Source organism: Myxococcus sp. AM009 (genome assembly GCF_013372605.1).
In the GTDB taxonomy this organism is placed as follows: domain Bacteria; phylum Myxococcota; class Myxococcia; order Myxococcales; family Myxococcaceae; genus Myxococcus; species Myxococcus vastator.
On the sequence record NZ_JABXEP010000005.1, the window covers coordinates 1 to 21,168 of the forward strand.

11 protein-coding genes are annotated in these 21,168 nt (G+C 70.8%); 4 read left to right on the forward strand and 7 right to left on the reverse strand.

Going from position 1 to position 21,168, the window contains the following annotated elements; translation table 11 throughout:
• Positions 1–515 (forward strand): PaaI family thioesterase (locus tag HV824_RS02365; protein ID WP_255207700.1); only part of this gene is annotated, 515 nt, incomplete at its 5' end.
• On the opposite strand, the gene coaBC is transcribed toward HV824_RS02365, so the two are convergent.
• The 6 genes from coaBC to HV824_RS02395 all read right to left on the reverse strand — a co-directional run bounded on the left by coaBC (position 512) and on the right by HV824_RS02395 (position 7,921).
• A complete protein-coding gene (coaBC, locus tag HV824_RS02370; RefSeq protein WP_176415171.1) occupies positions 512–1,732 on the reverse strand; it encodes a bifunctional phosphopantothenoylcysteine decarboxylase/phosphopantothenate--cysteine ligase CoaBC in 1,221 nt (406 codons plus the stop codon). The genes HV824_RS02365 and coaBC overlap by 4 nt on opposite strands.
• A gap of 51 nt (positions 1,733–1,783) precedes the next feature.
• Complete coding sequence (locus HV824_RS02375) at positions 1,784–4,753, reverse strand: carboxypeptidase regulatory-like domain-containing protein (protein ID WP_176415172.1); 2,970 nt, start codon at positions 4,751–4,753, stop codon at positions 1,784–1,786.
• A gap of 73 nt (positions 4,754–4,826) precedes the next feature.
• Entirely contained in the window at positions 4,827–5,303 is a 477-nt protein-coding gene (locus tag HV824_RS02380; RefSeq protein ID WP_176422570.1) for a hypothetical protein, read from the reverse strand.
• 107 nt (positions 5,304–5,410) lie between these two features.
• Positions 5,411–6,694 (reverse strand): Stp1/IreP family PP2C-type Ser/Thr phosphatase, encoded by a 1,284-nt coding sequence (locus tag HV824_RS02385; RefSeq protein ID WP_176415255.1) that lies wholly within the window; start codon positions 6,692–6,694, stop codon positions 5,411–5,413.
• A gap of 61 nt (positions 6,695–6,755) precedes the next feature.
• The gene (locus HV824_RS02390) at positions 6,756–7,268 is read right to left on the reverse strand and encodes an FHA domain-containing protein (RefSeq protein WP_176415174.1); all 513 of its coding nucleotides are present in this window, start codon (positions 7,266–7,268) and stop codon (positions 6,756–6,758) included.
• 47 nt (positions 7,269–7,315) lie between these two features.
• Positions 7,316–7,921, reverse strand: coding sequence for a hypothetical protein (locus tag HV824_RS02395; RefSeq protein ID WP_176415175.1), 606 nt, complete (start codon positions 7,919–7,921; stop codon positions 7,316–7,318).
• Positions 7,922–8,066: 145 nt separating this feature from the next.
• Here HV824_RS02395 and HV824_RS02400 point away from each other — a divergent pair, with 145 nt between their 5' ends.
• Positions 8,067–8,270 (forward strand): hypothetical protein, encoded by a 204-nt coding sequence (locus tag HV824_RS02400; protein WP_163777841.1) that lies wholly within the window; start codon positions 8,067–8,069, stop codon positions 8,268–8,270.
• 13 nt (positions 8,271–8,283) lie between these two features.
• Here HV824_RS02400 and HV824_RS02405 read toward each other — a convergent pair whose 3' ends face one another.
• On the reverse strand, positions 8,284–9,228 hold the full coding sequence (locus HV824_RS02405) for an arginine deiminase family protein (RefSeq protein WP_176415176.1): 945 nt from the start codon (positions 9,226–9,228) through the stop codon (positions 8,284–8,286).
• 195 nt (positions 9,229–9,423) lie between these two features.
• On the opposite strand from HV824_RS02405, the gene HV824_RS02410 reads away from it, so the two are divergent.
• Positions 9,424–17,646 (forward strand): non-ribosomal peptide synthetase/type I polyketide synthase, encoded by an 8,223-nt coding sequence (locus HV824_RS02410; RefSeq protein ID WP_176422571.1) that lies wholly within the window; start codon positions 9,424–9,426, stop codon positions 17,644–17,646.
• Positions 17,643–21,083 carry a non-ribosomal peptide synthetase gene (locus HV824_RS02415; RefSeq protein ID WP_176422572.1) on the forward strand — a complete coding sequence of 1,147 codons (3,441 nt, stop codon included), beginning with the start codon at positions 17,643–17,645 and terminating at the stop codon, positions 21,081–21,083. Before HV824_RS02410 ends, HV824_RS02415 begins: the two co-directional genes overlap by 4 nt.
• The last annotated feature ends 85 nt before the right edge of the window (positions 21,084–21,168 follow it).

Here is a 21,168-nt window from a genome sequence, read left to right on the forward strand (position 1 = left end):
GCCCCCAGTCCTCCGCCATGGAGACGCCCCTGGCCCACGCTATCTTGCGCCCCGAACCCGGTGTCACGCAGCGAGGAGCCGCCATGGAGCACCAGAACCCGGATTACCTCCTGGACACGGAGGCCCTGTTCACTTCGGCCGCCTTCGTCATGGACCTGGGCATCCAGCCCGTGGACATCCGCCCCGGCGAAGTGGAGGCCCGGCTGGTGGTGCAGCCCCGCCACCTTCAGCAGGACGGCGTCATCCACGCCGGGGTCCAGGCGACGCTGGCGGACCATACGGCGGGCGCGGCGGCCTTCTCCGTGGTCCGCAAGGGCCAGCGGGTGTTGTCCACCAGCTTCACCGTCCACCTGCTCCAGACGGCGTCCGGTGAGGAGCTGCGGTGCAAGGCCCGGGTGCTGCGCGCCGGCCGCCGGCTCATCGTCACGGAGTCGGAGGTCCACGCCGTCTCCGGCGGCACGCCCCGGCTCGTGTCGAAGACCACCGTCACCCTCGCGGTGATGGAGCCTCGTTAGGACGGTGACACGAGCAGCAGTTGGATGAGGGCCCGCGCCACCTCGTGCTTGCTGCCCTGGAGTTCATGCTGCGCACCCGAGCGCGTGAGCACCGTCACCCGGTTGGTGTCCGTTCCAAAGCCCGCGCCAGGGGCCGTCACGTCGTTGGCGACAATCGCGTCCAGCCCCTTGCGCTCCAGCTTGTCACGCGCGTGCGCCACCACGTGCTCCGTCTCCGCCGCGAAACCCACCAGCACCGGCCGCTTCGGCTGTCCCGCCACCTTGCGGGAGGCCTCCGCGAGCACGTCCGGCGTGCGCACGAGCGCCAGCGCCTCGGGCGAAGTCGAAGCGCCCTTCTTCACCTTCTGAGGCGCGCGCGTCTCCGGGCGCCAGTCGCTGACGGCGGCCGTGGCGATGAACGCATCCACGGTGCCCACTCGCGAGAGCACCTCACGCGCCATGTCGTCCGCGCTCACCACGTCCACCACGTCCAGGCCGCCGCGCTCCACGGGGCCCACGGGACCGAGCACCACCGTCACCTCGGCGCCCAGACTCAGGGCCGCGTGCGCGAGCGCCATGCCCATCTTCCCCGTGGAGGGATTGGAGATGAACCGCACCGGGTCCAGGAACTCGCGCGTGGGGCCCGCCGTCAGCAGCACCCGCTTGCCCGCCAGCGGGCCGGCGCCGAGACGCGCAGCGACCGCCTGGGCGATGGCCGGGACGTCCGCCAGCCGCCCCTCCCCCACGTCACCGCAGGCCAGCATCCCCGCGCCCGGGCCCACGCGCGAGAAGCGCGGAGAGGCCAGCAGGGCCGCCAGGTTCTCCTGCGTCAGGGGGTTGTCCCACATGGCCACGTTCATCGCCGGCGCCAGCACCACCGGTCCCCGGAAGGCGAGCAGGGACGTCGTCACGGCGTCGTTCCCCATGCCCGCGCGGATGCGGGCCAGCAGGTCCGCGGTGGCTGGCGCCACGACGAAGGCCTCGCCCCAGCGCGCCAGGTCCAGGTGGCCGAAGTTCCCCTCCTGGGCGGGGTCGAAGTAATCGGTGAGCACGGGGTGCCCGCTGAGCGCCTGGAAGGTCAGCGGGGTGACGAACTGGCGCGCGGACTCCGTCATGGCCACCCGCACCTCGGCGCCCGCACGGGACAGCTCCCGCACCAGCTCGCAGGCCTTGTACGCCGCGATGCCGCCCCCCACGCCGACGACCACCCGGCGGCCTCTCAGTGTCGTCACGTCCATGCGGCTTCCTAATGCGCGGGGAGGCGGGCTCGCAACCATCGCCGCAGGGCCTCAGTGCCCCATCATCACGACGTCACCACTCGAAGGGACATCCACGACGCGGACCTCCGGTCCGCCCGGGGTCTCCACGTGGAAGTTGGCCCACACCAGGGTGTACCGCCCGGGCCGCAGGCCGCTCAGGCGGACCTGCTCCGACCGGGGCTGGTACACGAGCTGCGCCCAGCGCGAGCGCATCAACGCCGTCGCGGGAGGATTGCCTACCGCCCCCAGCTCTCCCGCGACGAGCCACAGCGCCCGGCCTCGCTCCGGCTTCACCTGGACGGACAGCGACGCGGTGCCCGGGGCGGGCCCCAGGTCCAGCGACATCTCCGAGCCGCCGACCTGCACCACCAGCGCCGGCTCGCCGGAGAACTCCCGGTTCGCGCCCAGCGCGAAGCGATAGTTGCCCGGGGAGACCTCCACGCTGTAGCCGCCATCCGGCCCGGTGACGATGGCGAGCGGCTCGCCGCGGTCCGCGTTGGCGGCCACGACCTCGACGCCCGCCGCGGGGCTCCCGTCCTGTCGGTACACCCGGCCGCTCAAGCGCGTGGCCTGCCGCAGCTTGAGCTCCACCGGCCCCCGTGCGCCCCGCTCCAACGACTGGGTGGCGCTCAGCCGCCCCTTGCGCGCCGTGAGCGAGTAACGCGTCACATAGGGCGGGCTGGCCACCGTGAAGGTGCCGTCCGGCCCGGAGAGCACGGAGTCGTCACAGACGTCGCACGACACCACGGCATCCGGCACGGGCCCACCGCCCTCGTCGACCACGCGGCCCGAGACCCCCGGCAGCTTCTCCAGCACCAGGTCTCCCAGGTCGGGCGAGGCCGGGCGGTCCACCATCTGCGGCTCGTAGCCCGCCGCGTCCACCGACGCGATGACGCGGTCGCCCGCCGTGGGCAACGGCAGCTCGAAGCGGCCATCCGGTGCATTCACGTCGTGCTCGTCCACGCGGAAGCGCCTCACCGGCTCGCCGTCATCGCCCATGACACGCCCGCGATAGACGTCGCGCTTCTTGAGCACCACTCGCACCGGTGGGCCACCGGCCTTGCCCTCGGCGCGCTCGACCTGGTCGTAGCCCGGGTGCCTCACCTCCAAGCGGTAGCCCCGGTCCGGCCGCAGCGCGCGGAACTCGAAACGGCCGCTCGCGTCGGACTGCACGGGCTCCGCGCCTCGGGGCACCACCACCAGCGTGGCGCCCGCCACCGGCGCGCTCTGCCCGTCCACCACCTCGCCGCTGAGCGGCGCGCCGGGCCTCAGCTCCGCTTCCAGCTTCAGCGTCTGCCCATCCGTCAGCGTCACCTCCCGGCGCTCCGACGGCTGATAGTCGGGGTGGGACGCCATCATCGAGTACGTGCCCGCGGGCATCCCGCGCATCGGGACCATGCCATCCGAGCCGGACGGACGGTCACTCCGGAAGATGCCCTGCTGGTCCACCCACAGCACCACGTCCGCGCCTTCCACGCGGCGGCCCTCGGCGGAGACCGTCACTTCCAACGACGCGCGGGGCTCCAGCGCCAGTTGCACGTCGGTGGCCGGCGCCGTCACCTTGAGCTGACCGCCGCCCCACTCCGAGTGGTGCGCATGCAGCTCGTACAGCCCCGGCGTGGGCACCTGCGCGATGAAGCGCCCCTCCTCGTCCGCCAGCGTCGACGCGCCCGTGGGCTGCACCAACACGGACACGCCCGGCGCGGGCCGCCCGTAGACATCCAGCACCTGCCCGCTGATGACGGTGGCGCGCGCCATCTCCAGCTCGAGCGCCGTCTCCCTGGGCGTCACCTTCGCGGGCAGCTGCGCATCACGGAAGCCCTCCGCCTGCCCGGTCAGCACGTAGTTGCCCACGGCCAGGGGGCCCAGCGTCACCAATGCGCCGGTGCCACCGCGCTCCTGCCAGACGACTTCCCCCGTCGGCATGCGCAGCAGCAGCTCCGGCTGCGGCACGGGCTGGCCCGCCTCGTCCACCACCGTGACAAGCAGGCTCCCCGCTTCCTCCAGCGCCAGCGTCACCTGGGTGACGCGCTCGTCCAGCGTCAAGACGCGGGGCACGGACGCCAGGCCCTTGGCCTCCGCGGTCACCACCAGTTCGTCCGGATACAAGCCGGTGAAGCGCACCGGGGCGCCATCCGTGCGCAACTCCCGCGACAGGTGGTCCGCGCGCAGCCGCACCAGCGCGGCCGCGGGGGAGCCGTTCCGGGTGACGCGGACCTCCAGGGTGCGCTCGGGCGTCAGCTTCAGGCGCACGGGCTGGGGCCCCGCCTCCACCTGGGACTCCACCGCGGGCAGGTACCCCTCCGCCGTGGCCAGCACATAGAACGGCCCTTCGCCCAGACCTGTCAGGGTGAAGCGACCATCCGCGCCGCTCGTGGACTCGAAGGGCAGCGGCGCCCGCCGCGACGTTCCGTGCACATGCGCCCCCGCCAAGGGCCGGCCGGCTTCGTCCACCACCTGCCCCACCAGGGTGCGCAGCGGAGGCAGGTACAGTTCCACCGGGTCTCCTGGCGCGGCCCGCTCGCGAAGCGCGACGCCCAGCCCTGGCGCGCGGGCCCACACGGAGAAGGACACGCCGGCCAGCTGCTCGAAGCGGAAGCGCCCTTCCGCGTCCGTGTGGACCGTGGCTCTCGGCGTCAGGAAGCCCTGCTGCTGCTCGAAGAACGCCCGCGTGTGCAGCGCCGTCTCACGCGCCGGGCAGGACAGGAGCGCCTGGCCACACGCCTCACAATGAACGCCCAGGAGCGTCCGCTCCGCGCTGGCGGCCAGGAACACCTCCGCGCCCGCGACGGGACGGCCCGAGGCGTCCAGCACCCGTCCGGTGAGCGCCAGCCCCTCGCCCGCGGAGGAGGACACGTCCACGGCGGAGAACTCCGGCAGGGCCTTTCCGGTGGCGGTGTGCGTGTCGCGAGCGGCGGGCGCCGTCTCCGTGCCGGGCCACAGCCACACCCCTGCTGCGAGCAGGGCCGCCATCACGCCTATGACAATCCAGTTGCGCATGCGCAGACGGCGCGGACCTTAGCCCGGGGCCGGGCGCGGAACGGCCGATTCCCCCTGGAAATTCCGGACGCGTCTACAGCTTGTCTTCGAGGTCATCCAGGCGCTTCTCGACTCGCTCGAAGCGCTCGTGGGTCGAATCCGCCATGGAGACCAGCAGCCGGGCCATGCGGCCCGCGTGGGCCTCCATCCGACTCAGGCGCCCCGACACGGAACCCAGCCCCACGGTCATGGACTCCACGGTCGACATCATCGTCTCCATGTTGCCCATCATGGAGTCCATGTTCGACTGCATGGTCGTCATGTTCGACTGCATGGTCGTCATGTTCGACTGCATGGTCGTCATGTTCGACTGCATGGTCGTCATGTTCGACTGCATGGTCGCCATGTTCGACTGCATGGTCGTCATGTTCGACTGCATGTCGGCGCGCAGGGCCCCCATGCTCATCAAGAGGCCTTCGACGTCCCCCTGTGTCGCCCTCAGCTCCTGGCGCAGCTCGGACACCTCACCCAGGAACTTCACCACCACGTCGCCGCCCACCGCTCTCGCCATGCGTCGCCCTCCGACAACGGAACGGCGCGAACGTACCTGGGGCGTCTGACGTATATCGGACAGCGAACGAAGCTGCTTCGGTCGACGAGGAGCCATGGCGGTGGGGTCTACTCCTCTGCGAACGGCGCAATCGCCTGGGCCACGGCCAGCTCCTGCCGCGCCTCGCTGAGCTCCGAGTTGGTGGCGCGGAGCCGGTCGCTGAGCACCTGGACGAAGCTCCAGAGCATCTTCACCGCCAGGATGGACTCGCGCTTCATCAGGCCCATCAGGTCCGGCCGGGAGATGACCATGGTGCGCGTGGGCTCGGTCGCCCGCACCGTCGCTGAGCGCGGCGCGTTGTCGATGAGCCCCATCTCTCCGAAGTGGCCACCCGCGCGCAGCTCGGCGATCTCCACGCCGTTCTTCTCGATGGCCACCCGGCCCCGGATGACGACGAAGAGCTCCTCGCCCGGCTGCCCCTCCACCACGATTTCACGGCCCGCGGGATACGTGCGCGTGGTCGCGATGGACAGCACCGCCGTCTGCTCCTTGTAGGTGAGGTGACGGAAGAGCGGAATCTTGCGCAGCGCCTCCATGCGCGACTGCGCCTCGCTCGACTCCTCGTTGACGGTGGCGCCTTCACCCGCGACCTTCACCACCACCGCGGTGATGTTGTCCTTGCCACCGCGCTCGTTGGCGACGTCGATGAAGCGCTTGGGCAGGTCCGCGGGCGCGATGCCGGCGATGAGCGGGAGGACCTCCTCGTCCTCGACATAGCCGTGCAGGCCGTCCGAGCAGAGGATGAACATGTCCCCAGGCACCAGGTCCACGATGAGCGTGTCGACCTGGACGGACTCCTGGATGCCCACCGCGCGGGTAATCACGTTGCGGTACTGCGAGGTGGCGGCCTGGTCCTTGGTGATCGTGCCGGCCTTGAGCTGCGCGGCGACCAGCGTGTGGTCCTCCGTCAGCCGGTGACACTGGCCATGCCGCACCAGGTAGACGCGGCTGTCACCCACGTGACCGATGACGCCCTTGTTGCCGCCCACCGCGAGGCACACGAACGTCGTGCCCATGCCGCGCTTGGTCGCGTCCGACATCGCCGTCCGGTAGATGTCCGCGCACGCGCGCTGGACGGCCACCTCGACGAGCGCCGCCGCCGCGGAGCGACTGTCCGGCGTCGGGTTGTTGCCCAGGTCCTTCAACAAGTGGCGGTTGGCGGAGATGTGCTGCTTGACGACCTCCGTGGCGCGGTTGCTCGCGACCTCGCCGGCCGCGTGACCGCCCATGCCGTCGGCCACCACATAGAGACCGAGTGGAGCATCCACCAACATCGCGTCTTCGTTGTGCTGCCGCTTGCGGCCGACGTCGGTCAGTCCAAAAGCTTCTGTGGTCAAGGCCACCGCGAACACTCCCGTGTGTGACAGAGGGCGACTCCGCACGTTACGCAGGCCCACGAAGACGTGGCAAGGCTCAGGGAGCCATCCTCACGGTCAGCATCCGCACAAAACCGCTGGCCGTGTAGAAAGCGACCTCCACCTGGCCGAAGCGCAGCCGGGCCCCATCCGCCACCGGAACGGCCCGCCGGGGCACCAGCCGGACGCCCCCCGCCCAGGAGCCATTCCTGGACCCGGCATCCGTCAGCAGGAAGCCCGCAGGGCCTTCCTCCCGGCTGAACCAAGCGTGGAACCGGGACACGCTCCCGTCGTCCAGGACCACGTCGTTGTTGCCCGTCCGCCCCACCGTCATGCCCCGCCCGAAGGCGTTCGTCCGTGACTTCACGACGGGAAACACCAACGGCCCGCTGGCCCCCAGCGTGGGGGCCCCCGCGTTCGTCACCGTCTTCAGACGGTACTCCTCCGCGTCTCCGCCGCAGTCCTCCTCCGCCACCGGCGTGAAGACGAGCAGCGCGGCGGGCAGGTTCCGCTCGAAGACTTCTCGGTTGCGGAGGTATCGCGAGACATGGGCGCTGAGCGGCTCTGGCATACGCGGCGTGTGAACAGGGGGCTCCCAAGCCACACTCTACGCAAAGCCTAGCGCCAATCCACGAACAACCCGACCATCGGGCCACCTACGAAGAAACGGCCAAGGCTGCGGCGCTTGTAGCCAAAGGGCTCGGCATAACCCACAGCGAGCCCGCCGGCGACGGCCCCGAACTGGTAGCCCAGGTGGATGCGGCCCTCGATGAGGCCCGCGACGCGCCGGTCGTTCTCCAGCCCACCGTCGAAGTCCGCGCCATAGAAGACGGGACCGCCGGTGACCTGGAAGCCCCAGTGCACCTGGCCGGGCAGGTGGTTCCGGTAGCCCACGCCCACCTGCGGGCTGTGCTGGTAGAAGGAGCGCACCGCGTTCTGCGGCTTGCCCTGTTCGGCATCCGGGAACGCGAGCCCCCACGACAGGCTGCCCTCCAGCAGCAGGGCGAAGGCGTCCTTGCGGTCCTGGTAGAAGGTGAACTGCCACTGCACCTTCGTCTGGGAGGCCGCCAACCCGTCCTGGGCGCTGACCCCCAGGAACACGCCGCGAGGCGCCCAGGCGGGCGTCGGAGAGCGGTGCTCCAGAGGCCGCCGCGCCTCCTGCGCGCCCGCGGAAGAGGCCAGACCCAGAACACCTACCAGCACAACGGGGAGCTTGCGGAGCATGGGAGCCACTTCCCGCCATGACGCGGCCCGCTTGTCAACGGACTGTTCGATTGGTTATGACACGCCTTGTTACCTTCGGATGGGCCCAGGCCGGGGAAGTCCTCCCGGAACCGCTCGCCGCGGGGCACAAGGAGCGGGACCCCGCATGCCAGTCGTGACAGTCCGGGCCGGAAACAAACAGCGCCCGGGTAGGTTCGACGTACTCGTCCGCAAGACCACGGAGAAGGTCTCCGACTTGCTTGAGGAGAGTGACCGGGTGCTCGTGGTCTACGAGCAGGGCTGCGCCAGCCTCTACTACGAGCAAGAAGGCGACATGACCCACCCGCCCGGGGTGAACCGCCCTTCCTGAGCGCGGTCCTTCGCTACACCGCGCGCCGGCGCAGGGGCATCGTGAGGCAGCGGACGCTGCCGTTGCCTCGCTCCAGCGCTTCGATGTCGACGCTCGCCACCTCGATGCCGGCCTCCTTCGCTAGCGGACGAAGGCCCACCGAGGCGCTCTCCGAGGCGAGAATCAGGTTGGGCCCCACGTAGATGAAGTTCGACATGAAGCCGCTCTCCCCTTTCGGCTCGAAGGGGATGACGCGGCGGCCCCGCTGGGTGAAGTAGCCGTCGAAGGGCTCCCAGTGCGGCGCCACCCCCTGCGTGAAGACCTGGATGGGCGTGTGGCGAAGGAAGGCGCGCGCCACCACCGCATGGGGCCCCAGCACGTTGAAGGCCAGGTCCAGGTGGATGATGCCCAGGCTCTCCGGGATGCGGACGACGGCGGCCTCGCGGAAGCCCGAACGCCACGCCAGCTCCAGGAAGGGCTGAAGCGCCCGCGCGTCGCTGCGCAGCCCCACGTTGACCAGCAGGCGCTCCGCGTCGAGCACGAAGACGTCCCCGAACTCGATGCTCGCGGACGTCGCGGCGTCGTCGCTCGACAGCTCCGGCTGGAGCTGTGACAGCGCGCGGTGCGCCACGTCGAACTCCGCCAGCCGCACGGGGAAGGCCGCCGTGCCCGTCACCAGCTGACGCCCGAGCACCGCCGCCGTGTCGCGGACGAACACCCGGTTCACCGTGGTGTCGCTCACCGCGCGCTCGCGCTCCGGGAGCAGCTCCCACAGGTCAATCGGCTGGCACCCGAGGCGCGCCAGCGCGTCCCGCAGCCGGCCAAAGGCGTCCTCCGCCTCACCGCGCGTGACGGGCCGCATGAAGCCGACCGCCGCCGCCTCCTCCGCGCTGGTGACGTCCAGCGCCGCGGGCCGGAACACCGCCACGCAATCCAGCTGGCCTGATTCGGACCAGCACTCGAACTCGCTGAACGCCATCTGCAAGCACCTGTCGTCACAGCGGTGAGTCAGCCCGGACACCTACCGCTGAGACCCCACCTGGAAAGCGCCAACCCCTTGCCTGAGCGCTGGCATCAGAAATTTACCTCAAAACTCCGTCAAGACTAGTCGGATCCATAACGATTTCATAATAATCACGATCTGCAGGATTACACCCCAGGTCCGTGAGTTTCGATGAAGCCATCTTCTGGTGTCTCACAGACCCCTGTGGATTTCCCTGGGGCCTCCGGTGTGTCCGGAGGCCGCACACGCGATGAGATCGCGGCGTGGCTTCGAGCCTACGTGGCCGAGTCCGCCAGGCTCACGCCCGAAGAGGTCGCCCCCCAGGAGCCCTTCGTTCGTTACGGGCTGACGTCGAAGGACGCGGTGTTCTTGTCGGGTGAGCTGGCGGATTGGCTGGGCCGCGACGTCTCCCCCACCATCCTGTGGGAGCACCCCACCATCGACGCGCTCAGCCAGGCGCTCGGACGTGGCACCGCGCCCGTGACGGACGCGCCCGCGACGCCCGTCACCGAGGCCGCGCGGGACGAAGCCATCGCGGTGGTGGCGCTGGGGTGCCGCTTCCCGGGAGCCCCGACGCCAGAGGCCTTCTGGGCGCTGCTCCAGCGTGGCGGAGATGCCATCACCGAAGTCCCCGCGGACCGTTGGGACGCGGCGAGCCTCTACGCGTCGGACCCGTCGACGCCCGCGACGATGAACACGCGATGGGGCGGCTTCCTTGAAGACGTCGGCGCGTTCGACCCGCTCTTCTTCGGCATCTCACCTCGCGAAGCCGTGCGGATGGATCCGCAGCAGCGCCTGCTCCTGGAAGTCGCGTGGGAGGCGCTGGAGCGCGCGGGACAGGCACCGCAAGGACTCCAGGGCAGCCGCACGGGCGTCTTCGTGGGCATCAGCACCAGCGACTACGCGCAGCGGCAGTTCGGCGACCGCGCCTTGCTGGATGCCTATGCGGGCACTGGCAACGCGCACAGCATCGCGGCCAACCGGCTGTCGTACGTCCTGGGCCTGCGGGGTCCGAGCATGGCCGTGGACACCGCGTGCTCGTCGTCGCTCGTCGCGGTGCACCTGGCCTGCCAGAGCCTCCGCGGCCGCGAGTGCGACCTGGCGATGGCGGGCGGCGTCAACCTCATCCTGTCGCCCGAACTCACCATCGCCTTCTCGCAGGCGGGGATGATGGCGGCGGATGGGCGCTGCAAGACGTTCGACGCCGCGGCCGACGGCTACGTGCGCTCCGAGGGCTGCGGCATCGTCGTCCTCCAGCGACTGTCGGACGCGGTGGCATCGGGCGCGCCCATCCTGGCCGTCATTCGCGGCTCGGCCGTGAATCATGACGGGCTCAGCAACGGCCTCACCGCGCCCAGCGGCGCCGCGCAGCAGGACGTCATCCAGCAGGCCCTCCATCAGGCCCGCCTGTCGCCAGCGCGGCTTGGCTACATCGAAGCCCACGGCACGGGAACGCCGCTGGGCGACCCGATTGAGCTGGCGGCACTGAGCGCCGTGCTCTCACCGGGGAGGACGGCCGAGCAGCGCTGCTTCATCGGCTCGGCGAAGAGCAACATCGGCCACCTGGAGGCGGCGGCCGGCATCGCGGGGTTGATGAAGACGGTGCTGGCCCTGAACCACGGGGAGATTCCGCCGCAGGTCCACCTGCGCGAGCTCAACCCGCACATCACCCTGGATGCGAACCGCTTCCCGATTCCCACGCGCCCGGAGCCGTGGCCCCAAGCGCCCGGCGAGCGCCTCGCGGGAGTCAGCGCCTTCGGCTTCGGTGGCACCAACGCCCACGTCATCCTGAGCGAGCCCCCGTCGCGCCCCGCGGAGGCACCTCGCGTCCCCGAGCGCGGCAGCCAGGTCCTGACGCTGTCCGCCCGGAGCGATGCGGCCCTGCGGAACATGGCCCGTCGGTACCAGGAGCACCTCTCCCGGCCGGACGCCCCCGCGCTGGCGGATGTCTGCTTCACGGCGAACACCGGCCGCAATGCGTGGCCGCACCGGCTCGCGCTCACCGCGCGCTCGCATGAGGAGCTGGCGTCGCGGCTCGAAGCCTTCGCCCAAGGGCACGCCGTGCCCGGGCTGCATCAGGGCGAGGTGCAGCGTGGCGCCGCGCCGCGAATCGTCTTCCTGTATCCCGGCCAGGGCACCCAGTACCCCGGCATGGGACGGCAGTTGTTCGACAGCGCGCCCGTCTTCCGGGAAGCCCTGGAGCGCTGCGACGCGCTGCTCCGTCCGCATCTGGAGGTCCCGCTGCTGTCGGTGCTGTTTCCGACGACGGACGCGACCGCGCAGCTCATCCACCAGACGCGCTACACCCAGCCGGCGTTGTTCGCGCTGGGCCACGCCCTCACCGAGCTGTGGCGTTCGTGGGGCGTGGTGCCAGACGCCGTCATGGGCCACAGCGTGGGCGAATTCACGGCCGCGCACACGGCGGGCGCGCTCGGGCTGGAGGAGGTGCTGGCGCTGCTGGCCACGCGCAGCCGACTCATCCAGGCCCTGCCCCAGAACGGCGCCATGGCGGCCGTCCTGACGGATGAGGCCTCGGTGATGCTGGCACTGGAGGGCGAGCCCCTGGTGGACGTCGCCGCCATCAACGGGCCACGGCACGTCGTCATCTCCGGAGAGCGCGAAGCAGTCCACCGCATCACCACGGCGCTCCAGGCGCGAGGCATCGAGTCGCGGCCGCTCACCGTCTCCCACGCGTTCCACTCGCCGCTGCTGGAGCCGATGCTGGATGGCTTCGAGCAGGTGGCCCGCATCCTGCCCGCCCACGCGCCGCGCCTCCCGCTCATCTCGAACCTCACGGGCGAGCGCATGTCCCAGGCCCCCGACGCCGCCTACTGGCGACGGCACGCGCGCGCGCCCGTCCAGTTCTTCAAGAGCCTCCAGACGCTGACGCAGGCGGGCCCCGCGCTGTTCATCGAGCTGGGCCCGCATGACACGCTGCTCGGCATGGCGAAGCGCTGCGTGCCCGAAAGCGCCAGCCTGTGGCTGCCCAGCCTGCGGCGTCAGCAGGATGCCTGGGAGACGCTGCTTGGCAGCCTCGGCGCGCTGCACACGCGCGGCGCCACCATCTCATGGAGCGCCGTCGACGCGGACCACCCGCGCCGTCGTGTCCCGCTGCCCACCTACCCCTTCGAGCGTCAGAGATACTTGTTGGACTCCACGCTCCCCTCTCCTGCCCACACCCCGACGATGATGCCCCAGACCTCCGCCGCAGCGCCCGTCGTGTCACGCAAGGAGCGCATCCTCACGGAGCTCCGCGCGGTCGTCGCCTTGCTGCTCCAGGCGCCACCCGAGAAGCTCGACCCGCGCATGTCCTTCCTGGAGATGGGCGCCGACTCCCTCGTGTTGCTGGACGCCATCCGCAACGTGGAGAAGCGCTTCGGCGTGAAGCTGGCCATCCGTCAGCTCTTCGAGGAGCTGACGACGCTGGACGCACTGGCGAGCCACCTCGACCAGACGCTGCCCGCGAGCTTCGCCCTGGGCCCCGCGCCAGCGGCGACGAGCGTCCCCGCGCCGCTCCCCGTGAGCGCGCCGGCCCTCAGCACGCTCGCCGCGCCTCCGGGAAGCGCCGTCGAGCAGCTCATCCAGCAGCAGTTGCAGCTCATGGCGCAGCAGCTCGCGCTCCTGGGCGGACGTCCCGCCGCGCCGCCGCCGCTCCCCATCGCGACGCAGGAAGCCCCTGCCCCCAAGGCAGCGCTCGCGAACACCGCGAAGGCTGGAGGCGCGTCACCCTTTGGCGCGGGGCCGAAGTCCGGCGCGCCCGAGCGTGAGCTTCCCGCGGTGCAGCAGCGTCACCTGGACGCGCTCATCGCGAAGTACACCGCGCGCACGAAGCGCTCGAAGGAAGCCGCCGTCCGATACCGCGCGAAGTGGAGCGATGTCCGCTGGCTGATGAACTTCCGCGCAGAGCTGAAGGAGGTCTGCTACCCCATCGTCAGCGTGCGCTCGAAGGGCTCGCGCGTCTGGGACGCGGACGGCAACGAGTACATCGACTTCTCCATGGGCTTCGGGGTGCACCTGTTCGGTCACAACCCGCCCTTCATCATGGAGGCGCTGCGACAGCGGCTGGCGGAAGGCATGGAGCTGGGCCCCCAGTCGGACCTGGGCGGACAGGCCGCGGAGCTGATCTGCGAGCTGACCGGGATGAAGCGCGTCACCTTCTGCAACTCCGGCACGGAGGCGGTGATGACGGCGCTCCGGCTGGCGCGCGCCGCGACGGGCCGCACCAGAATCGTGATGTTCACCGGCTCCTATCACGGCCACTCCGACGGCACGCTGGTCGTGGGGCGCATGGTCAACGGCGAGCCTCAGTCGCTGCCCATGGCCGCGGGCGTGTCGCCCAAGGTCGCCGAGGACGTCCTCGTGCTTCCCTACGGTGAAGACCGCACGCTGGAGCTCATCCGCGAGCACCTTCACGAGCTGGCGGGCGTCCTCGTCGAACCGGTGCAGAGCCGCCGCCCCAATCTCCAGCCACGGGCCTTCCTCCACGCGCTGCGAGCGATGACGCGTGAAGCAGGCGTGCCCCTCATCTTCGATGAAATCATCACCGGCTTCCGGCTCCATCCGGGTGGCGCGCAGGCCTGGTACGGCATCGAGGCGGACCTGGCCACCTACGGCAAGGTGCTCGGGGGCGGCATGGCCATTGGCGCCGTCGCGGACCGGGGCGGCTTCGTGGACCGAATCGACGGGGGCGACTGGAGCTACGGCGACGCGTCCTACCCCGCCGTCGAGACGACCTTCTCCGCGGGCACGTTCTGCAAGCACCCGCTGACCATGGCGACCACGGTGGCCACGCTGAGCCACCTCAAGGCCGAAGGGCCCGAGCTCCAGGAGAACCTGAGCCGCCGCGCCGCGGACCTGGTCGCGCGCCTCAACGACCTCTTCCAGCGTGAGCAGGCGCCCATCGAGGCGATCCACGGCGGCTCGGTGCTGCGCTTCTCCGCCGCGGGCAACACCAGCTACCTGTACCAGTCGCTGGAGATGGACCTGTTCTTCTGCCACCTCATCCAGCGCGGCATCTACATCTGGGAGGGGCGCACGTGCATGCTCTCCACCGCGCACTCGGACGAGGACCTCGACACCATCGTCCGCGCCGTCGCCGAGACGGTGGCCGACATGCGCGCGGGCGGCTTCTGGCCCCGCGCCACACTGCCCGAGCCCACCCGCGTGGAAGCACGCACGCTGCCGATGACGGAGGCGCAGCGGCAACTGTGGGTGCTCGCCCAGATGAACCCCGGCGGCTCCATCTCCTACAACCTGTCGATGAGCCTGCGGCTGGAAGGCGTGCTCCAGCGCGAGCTGCTCCAGCGCGCCCTCCAGCACGTCGTCGACCGGCATGAAGCCCTGCGCATCCACGTCCACGAGTCCGGCGAGCAGCAGACCGCCGCCGCTTCGCTGGCGCTGGCCCTGACACTGCACGACCTCTCCACCCTGCCCACACCAGAGCAGGCCGAGCGCCTCACCGCCTGGTACGAGCGGGAGAGCAACACGCCGTTCGACCTGCACCGCGGGGCGCCCTTCCGCGCGAATCTCTTGAAGCTGGGCGCGCAGGAGCACGTCTTCGTCCTCACCGCGCACCACGTCGCCGTGGACGGCTGGTCGCTGGGTGTCATCGTCCGCGAGCTCGCCGCGCGCTACACCGAGCTCCGGGGCGGCAAGAGCACCCCGCCTCCGCCCGCGATGCAGTGGGGCGAGTACGTGCGGTGGCTCCAGCAGCAGGCAGACACGAAGGAGCAGGCGGCCCACGAGCGCTTCTGGCTGAGCCGGCGCGTGGAGACGCTGCCCGCGCTGGAGCTGCCCATCGACCATGGCCGCCCCGCGCACCGCAGCTACCGGGGTGCCCGGGAGACGCTGCGGCTGGACCGCGCCACCACCCAGTCCCTGCGGGAGGCGGCGGCACAGCAGCAGTCCACGCTCTTCATGCTGCTGCTCTCCGTCTACACCACGTTCCTCCACCGCCTGACGGGCCAGGATGACGTGCTGGTGGGCATCCCCACCGCGGGCCGGGGGATGGAGGGCAGCGAGGGCCTGGTGGGCTACTGCTCGCACCTGCTCCCCATCGCCAGCCACGTCCAGGGCGAGCAGACGTTCTCCGAATACGTCCAGGGCCTCAAGCAGGTGCTCTGGGAAGCGTATGAGCACCAGGACTATCCCTTCGCCCTGCTCATCAAGCGCCTGGGATTGCCGCGCAGCACGAGCCACACGCCGCTCGTCAGCGTCACGTTCAACCTGGAGCGCCCGCTGGGGAACCTCCAGATGGACGGCCTGCGGACGCACTTCGTCCCGCAGCCCGTTCGCTACGCCGCCTTCGACCTGAGCCTGAACGTCATCGACGCCGAGGACGGGCTCGTCCTCGACTTCGACTACAACACCGACCTGTTCGAAGCAGCGACGCTGGCCCGCTGGGCCCAGGGCTTCCGCACGCTGCTGTCGGGCGCGCTCAAGCAGCCGGAGGCGCGCGTGGCCGACCTGCCGATGCTCACCCCGGCCGAGCGCCGCAAGGTCCTGGTGGCGTGGAACCAGAACCAGGTGGGCTACCGGGAGGACCTGCTCACCCACCAGTTCATCGAACAGCAGGCCGCCGCCAGGCCCGGCGTGCACGCGGTGGAGCTGGACGGACAGTGCATCACCTACGCCGACTTCAACCGGCGCGCGAACCAGCTCGCGCACCACCTGCGCGGGCTGGGCGTCGGGCCGGGCGTGCTGGTGGGCGCCTTCATCGACCGCTCGCCGGAGATGTTGGTGACGTTGCTGGCCATCCTCAAGGCCGGTGGCGCCTACGTGCCGCTGGACCCCGCGCACCCCGTGGAGCGGCTGCGATTCCTGCTGGATGACGCGCGCGCGGCCGTGCTGGTGACGAAGCAGGCCCTCGCGGAGCGGCTGCCCACGCACACCGCGAAGGTCGTCCACCTGGACACGGACGCCGTGACGCTGGCGTCCTGTCCCACGGAGAACCCGCCCAACACCGCGACGGCCACGTCCCCCGCCTACGTCATCTACACGTCCGGCTCCACGGGTGAGCCCAAGGGCGTCGTCATCAGCCACGGACAGATGGCGGTGCACTTCCAGGACATGCAGCTCCACTTCGAGCTGACCGAGCGCGACCGCGTGTTGCAGTTCGCCTCGTTCAACTTCGACGCGTCCCTGGAGCAGATCCTCCCGACGCTCATGACGGGCGCCACGCTGGTCCTGCGCGGCAACCAGGTCTGGACGCCCGAGGAGCTGGCCCGCCGCGTCGTCGAGCAGCGGCTGTCGGTGATGAACTTCCCCACGGCGTACTGGCAGCAGCTCACGCAGAGCTGGGCCGAATCGCCGCCGGCCCTCGGCGCCCATGACTTGCGGCTGGTCATCATCGGCGGTGACACCGTGCTGCCCAAGGTGCTGGAGCTGTGGCAGCAGGGCCCTCTGGGCAACGTGCGCACGCTCAATGCCTACGGCCCCACCGAGACGCTCATCACCGCGGCGACGTTCGACATCCCCAAGGGCTGGAGCGCCACGCGCGTCCCCATTGGCCGGCCGCTGTCGAACCGCCCCTGCTACGTGTTGGACGGGCACGGCGCGCCCGTGCCCATCGGCGTGGCGGGTGAGCTGCACATCGGTGGGCCGCTGGTCGCCGCGGGTTACCTCAACCGCCCGGAGCTCACCGCGCAGCGCTTCGTGCCGGACCGGTTCAGCGACGACCCGGCGGCGCGCCTCTACCGGACGGGAGACCTGGTCCGCTACCGCCCCGACGGCGCGCTGGAGTTCCTGGGGCGCACCGACCACCAGGTGAAGGTGCGCGGCTTCCGCATCGAGCTGGGAGAGATCGAGTCCGCGCTGAGCGCGCACGAGCACGTCCAGGAAGTGGTTGTCACCGTCCGCGAGGAGCCGGGCGCGCTGGCCGGACATGACAAGCGGCTGGTGGCCTACGTGGTGCCGTCCGCGCAGGGCAGCGTGACGCCCGCCGCGCTCCGCCAGTTCCTGCTGGAGAAGCTGCCGGACTACATGGTCCCCGCCTTCTTCGTGCTCCTGGAGGCCCTGCCGCTCACGGCCAGCGGCAAGCTGGACCGCAAGGCGCTGCCCGCACCCGACCCGGAGGCCAGCGCGCCCACGCGCCCCTTCGTCGCGCCACGCACGCCCACCGAACAGACGCTTGCGGACGTGTGGATGAAGGCCCTGCGCCTTCCGCGCGTGGGCATCCACGACGACTTCTTCGAGCTGGGCGGTGACTCGCTGCTGGCCACGCAGGTGGCCTCGCGGCTGCGGGAAACGCTCAAGGTAGAGCTGCCGCTGGAGCGGCTCTTCAAGCAGACGACCATCGCCGGGCTCGCGGAGCATGTGGACACCGTGCTGTGGGCGTCGCGTACAGCAGAGGACACCAGCGTCAACGGCGCGAGCCGTGAAGAGGGGGAGCTGTGAACACGATTGACGGACTGTTGACCCGGCTGCGACAGCACGACGTGCGGCTGTGGATGGAAGGCGAGCGCCTGCGCTTCAACGCCCCACCGGGCGTGATGACGCCCGACCTGCTCGGGGAGATGAAGTCCCGCAAGGAGGAGCTGGTCTCCTTCCTCCAGCAGGTGGGCCAGTCGCTCCAGAGCGCCGCGGACCTCATCCCCGCCGGCCCTCGCGATGGAGCGCTGCCGCTGTCGTCCGGCCAGCAGCGCATGTGGTTCCTGGAGCAGTTCCAGGGGCCCAGCGGCGCGTACAACATGCCCGCCGCGTTGCGGCTCGAGGGCGCCCTGGACGTCGCCGCGCTCCAGCGGAGCCTGGACGAAATCGTCCGCCGTCACGAGGTGCTGCGCACGAGTTATGGCCAGCACCAGGGTCAGCCGTTTCAGCGCGTCTTGCCGCCAGCGCCCGTGACGATGCCCCAGGTGGACCTCCAGCACCTCCCCGCCGACGCGCGTCAGGCCGAGGTCCGGCGGCGCGCGACGGAGGAGGCCGGCCGGCCCTTCGACCTGTCGCGGGACCTGCCCCTGCGGCTGTCCCTGCTGCGGTTGGACCCACGCGAGCACGTGCTGCTGCTCACGCTCCACCACGTCGCCTGCGACGGCTGGTCCCTGGGCGTCCTCATCCGCGAGCTGGCGGCGCTCTACCGCGCGTTCAGCACGGGCGAGCCCTCACCGCTGTCCGAGCCCGCCCTCCAGTACGGTGACTTCGCGCGCTGGCAGCAGGAGCGCGCCACCCGGGGTGACCTCCAGCCGCACCTCTCCTGGTGGCGCGACCACCTGGCCGGCGCCCCCGCGCTGCTGGAGCTGCCCACCGACCGGCCGCGCCCCGCGAACCAGCGCTTCCACGGCGCGACGCATCGCTTCACCGTGCCGCCGGACCTGACCGCCCGGCTCAAGCAGCGGAGCCGCGAGGCGGAGGCCACGCTGTTCATGACGCTGCTGTCCGCGTTCGGCGTGCTCCTGTCGCGCAGCAGCCGGCAGGACGACGTCGTCATCGGCACGCCTATCGCCAACCGGGTGCCCCAGACGGAGCCCCTCATCGGCCTCTTCGTCAACTCGCTGCCGCTGCGGCTCCAGGTGGACGGCGCGCGGCCGTTCTACGAGCTGCTGACCCGCGTGCGTCAGGACACGCTGAGCGCCTACGCGCACCAGACGCTGCCCTTCGAGCAGTTGGTCGAAGCGCTCCAGCCCGCGCGAGACCCGAGCTACTCCCCGCTGTTCCAGGTGCTGTTCACGCTCCAGAACACGCCGTCCGAGGTCCTCTCCCTGTCCGGCCTCACGCTGGAGCAGTTGGAGTTCGAGAGCGGCACCACGCAGTTCGACCTCTCCCTGTCGATGGCGGAGACGGCGCGAGGCCTGGTCAGCGAGCTGAACTACAACACCGACCTGTTCGACGCGGCGACCGTCGAGCGGATGTCCGGGCACCTCCTCACGCTGCTCGCGGCCATCGCGGAGGACCCCACCCGGCCCGTGCGCGACCTGCCCCTGCTGACCGGGCCCGAGCGCCTTCGCCTGCTGCGGGACTGGAACGACACCGCGATTGAGCTGCCCCTGCCCGGCAGCCTCCACGGCCTCTTCGAACAGCAGGCCGCTCGCCGTCCGGACGCCACCGCCGTGCGCTTCGAGTCGCGCGCCCTGACGTACCGGGAGCTGGATGAACAGGCGAACCGGCTGGCGAACCACCTGCGCCAGCTCGGCGTGGAGCCAGGGCACCGCGTGGGCATCTTCCTGGAACGCTCGGTGGAGCTGCTCGTGGGGCTGCTCGGCATCCTGAAGGCGGGCGCGGCGTATGTGCCGTTGGACCCGCTGTATCCGCCGGACCGGCTGGCGCACATCCTGGACGACAGCGGCGTCTCACTGCTGCTGACCGAGCCGGAGCTGGCCGCGCAGGTCCCCGCCTATCGCGGCAAGCGCATGGTGCTGGCCGAGGCCTCCGGCGCACCCACGACGTCGCCCCAGGTGACGCTCGCGGGCACGAACCTGGCCTACGTGCTCTATACGTCCGGCTCCACGGGCCGTCCCAAGGGCGTGGCCGTGCCGCACGCCGCGGTCGTCAACTTCATGGCGTCCATGCAGCGGGCGCCTGGGATGACCGACCAGGACACCCTGTTCGCCGTGACGACGGTGGCCTTCGACATCTCCGTGCTGGAGCTGTTCCTGCCCCTGAGCGTGGGCGGCGGCGTCGTCATCGCCAGCCGCGAGACGTCCGTGGATGGCACCCGGCTGATGCGGGCGCTGGCGGAGAGCGGGGCCACGGTGATGCAGGCCACGCCGTCCACGTGGCGGATGCTGCTGACGCTGGGCTGGAAGGGCAGCCCCACGCTGAAGCTCCTCTGCGGTGGAGAGGCGATTCCTTCCGAGCTGGTCGAGCCGCTGTGCTCGCGTGGCGCGTCCCTGTGGAACATGTACGGCCCCACGGAGACGACCATCTGGTCCACCACCACGCGCCTGGAGCCGGGCCGCCGCATCACCCTGGGCCGCCCCATTGGCAACACGCAGGTGTACGTGCTGGACGCGGCCCTGCACCCGGTGCCCCTGGGCGTGACGGGCGCGCTGTACATCGGCGGACACGGCGTGGCGCAGGGCTACCTCCACCGCCCGGAGCTGACGGCGGAGCGCTTCGTGCCAGACCCCTTCGGCCAGGCGCCGGGCGGCCGGCTCTACGACACGGGCGACCTGGTGCGCGCGCTGCCAGACGGCACGTTGGAGTACCTGGGCCGCGGCGATGGACAGGTGAAGCTGCGCGGCTTCCGCATCGAGCTGGGGGAGATTGAAGCCCGGCTGGCGCAGGTGCCGGGTGTCCTGGAAGCCGCCGTCAAGCTGTGGGACGTGTCGGGCCACGCGGAGCTGGTCGCCTACGTGCGCACCGGCGCCGAGGCCGCGCCCGAAGCCCTGGCGATTCGCCAGCACCTGGCCGCGCACCTGCCGGCGTACATGCTGCCGAGCCACTTCGTGACGCTGGAGTCCTTCCCTCGGACGGCGAACGGCAAGCTGGACCGCAAGTCGCTCCCCGCGCCGTCGGCGAACCAGCGCGCCTCGGCGGCCTACGAGGCGCCGCGCACGCCCACGGAGGTCCAGCTCGCTGCCATCTGGCGCGACGTCCTGGCGGTGGAGCAGGTCGGCGCGCGCGACAACTTCTTCGACCTGGGGGGCCAGTCGATGAAGGCCGTCCAGGTGGTGGCGCGCATCCAGGAGTCCTGGAAGGTGGAGGTGTCCCTCCGCGTCCTCTTCGAGCACCCCACGCTCGACGCCCTGGCGAAGCACCTGGAGACGCTCCAGCAACCCGGTGCGCCCGCCGCGCCTCCGCCGCTGGTGGCTCGGCCACGACAGGCCCGCCGCGTCCAGGCCGCGACGCGCGCCGAGCTGAACCTCCCTGACTCGACTTCCTCGAAGAAGGAGTAGCGCCCCGGGTCCACGCCACGACTGGCGTGGCCCGCTTCGCCGCTGCCCCGTTCCTCGCCCTCACCTTTTCCGCCGGCCGGTTCTT

Bases quoted from the DNA above. Each gene is read 5' to 3' on its own strand.
- HV824_RS02405 (WP_176415176.1), bottom strand. From the start codon at position 9,228: ATGGCGTTCAGCGAGTTCGAGTGCTGGTCCGAATCAGGCCAGCTGGAT.
- HV824_RS02410 (WP_176422571.1), top strand. From the start codon at position 9,424: ATGAAGCCATCTTCTGGTGTCTCACAGACCCCTGTGGATTTCCCTGGG.
- HV824_RS02390 (WP_176415174.1), bottom strand. From the start codon at position 7,268: ATGCCAGAGCCGCTCAGCGCCCATGTCTCGCGATACCTCCGCAACCGA.
- coaBC (WP_176415171.1), bottom strand. From the start codon at position 1,732: ATGGACGTGACGACACTGAGAGGCCGCCGGGTGGTCGTCGGCGTGGGG.
- HV824_RS02380 (WP_176422570.1), bottom strand. From the start codon at position 5,303: ATGGCGAGAGCGGTGGGCGGCGACGTGGTGGTGAAGTTCCTGGGTGAG.
- HV824_RS02400 (WP_163777841.1), top strand. From the start codon at position 8,067: ATGCCAGTCGTGACAGTCCGGGCCGGAAACAAACAGCGCCCGGGTAGG.
- HV824_RS02375 (WP_176415172.1), bottom strand. From the start codon at position 4,753: ATGCGCAACTGGATTGTCATAGGCGTGATGGCGGCCCTGCTCGCAGCA.
- HV824_RS02395 (WP_176415175.1), bottom strand. From the start codon at position 7,921: ATGCTCCGCAAGCTCCCCGTTGTGCTGGTAGGTGTTCTGGGTCTGGCC.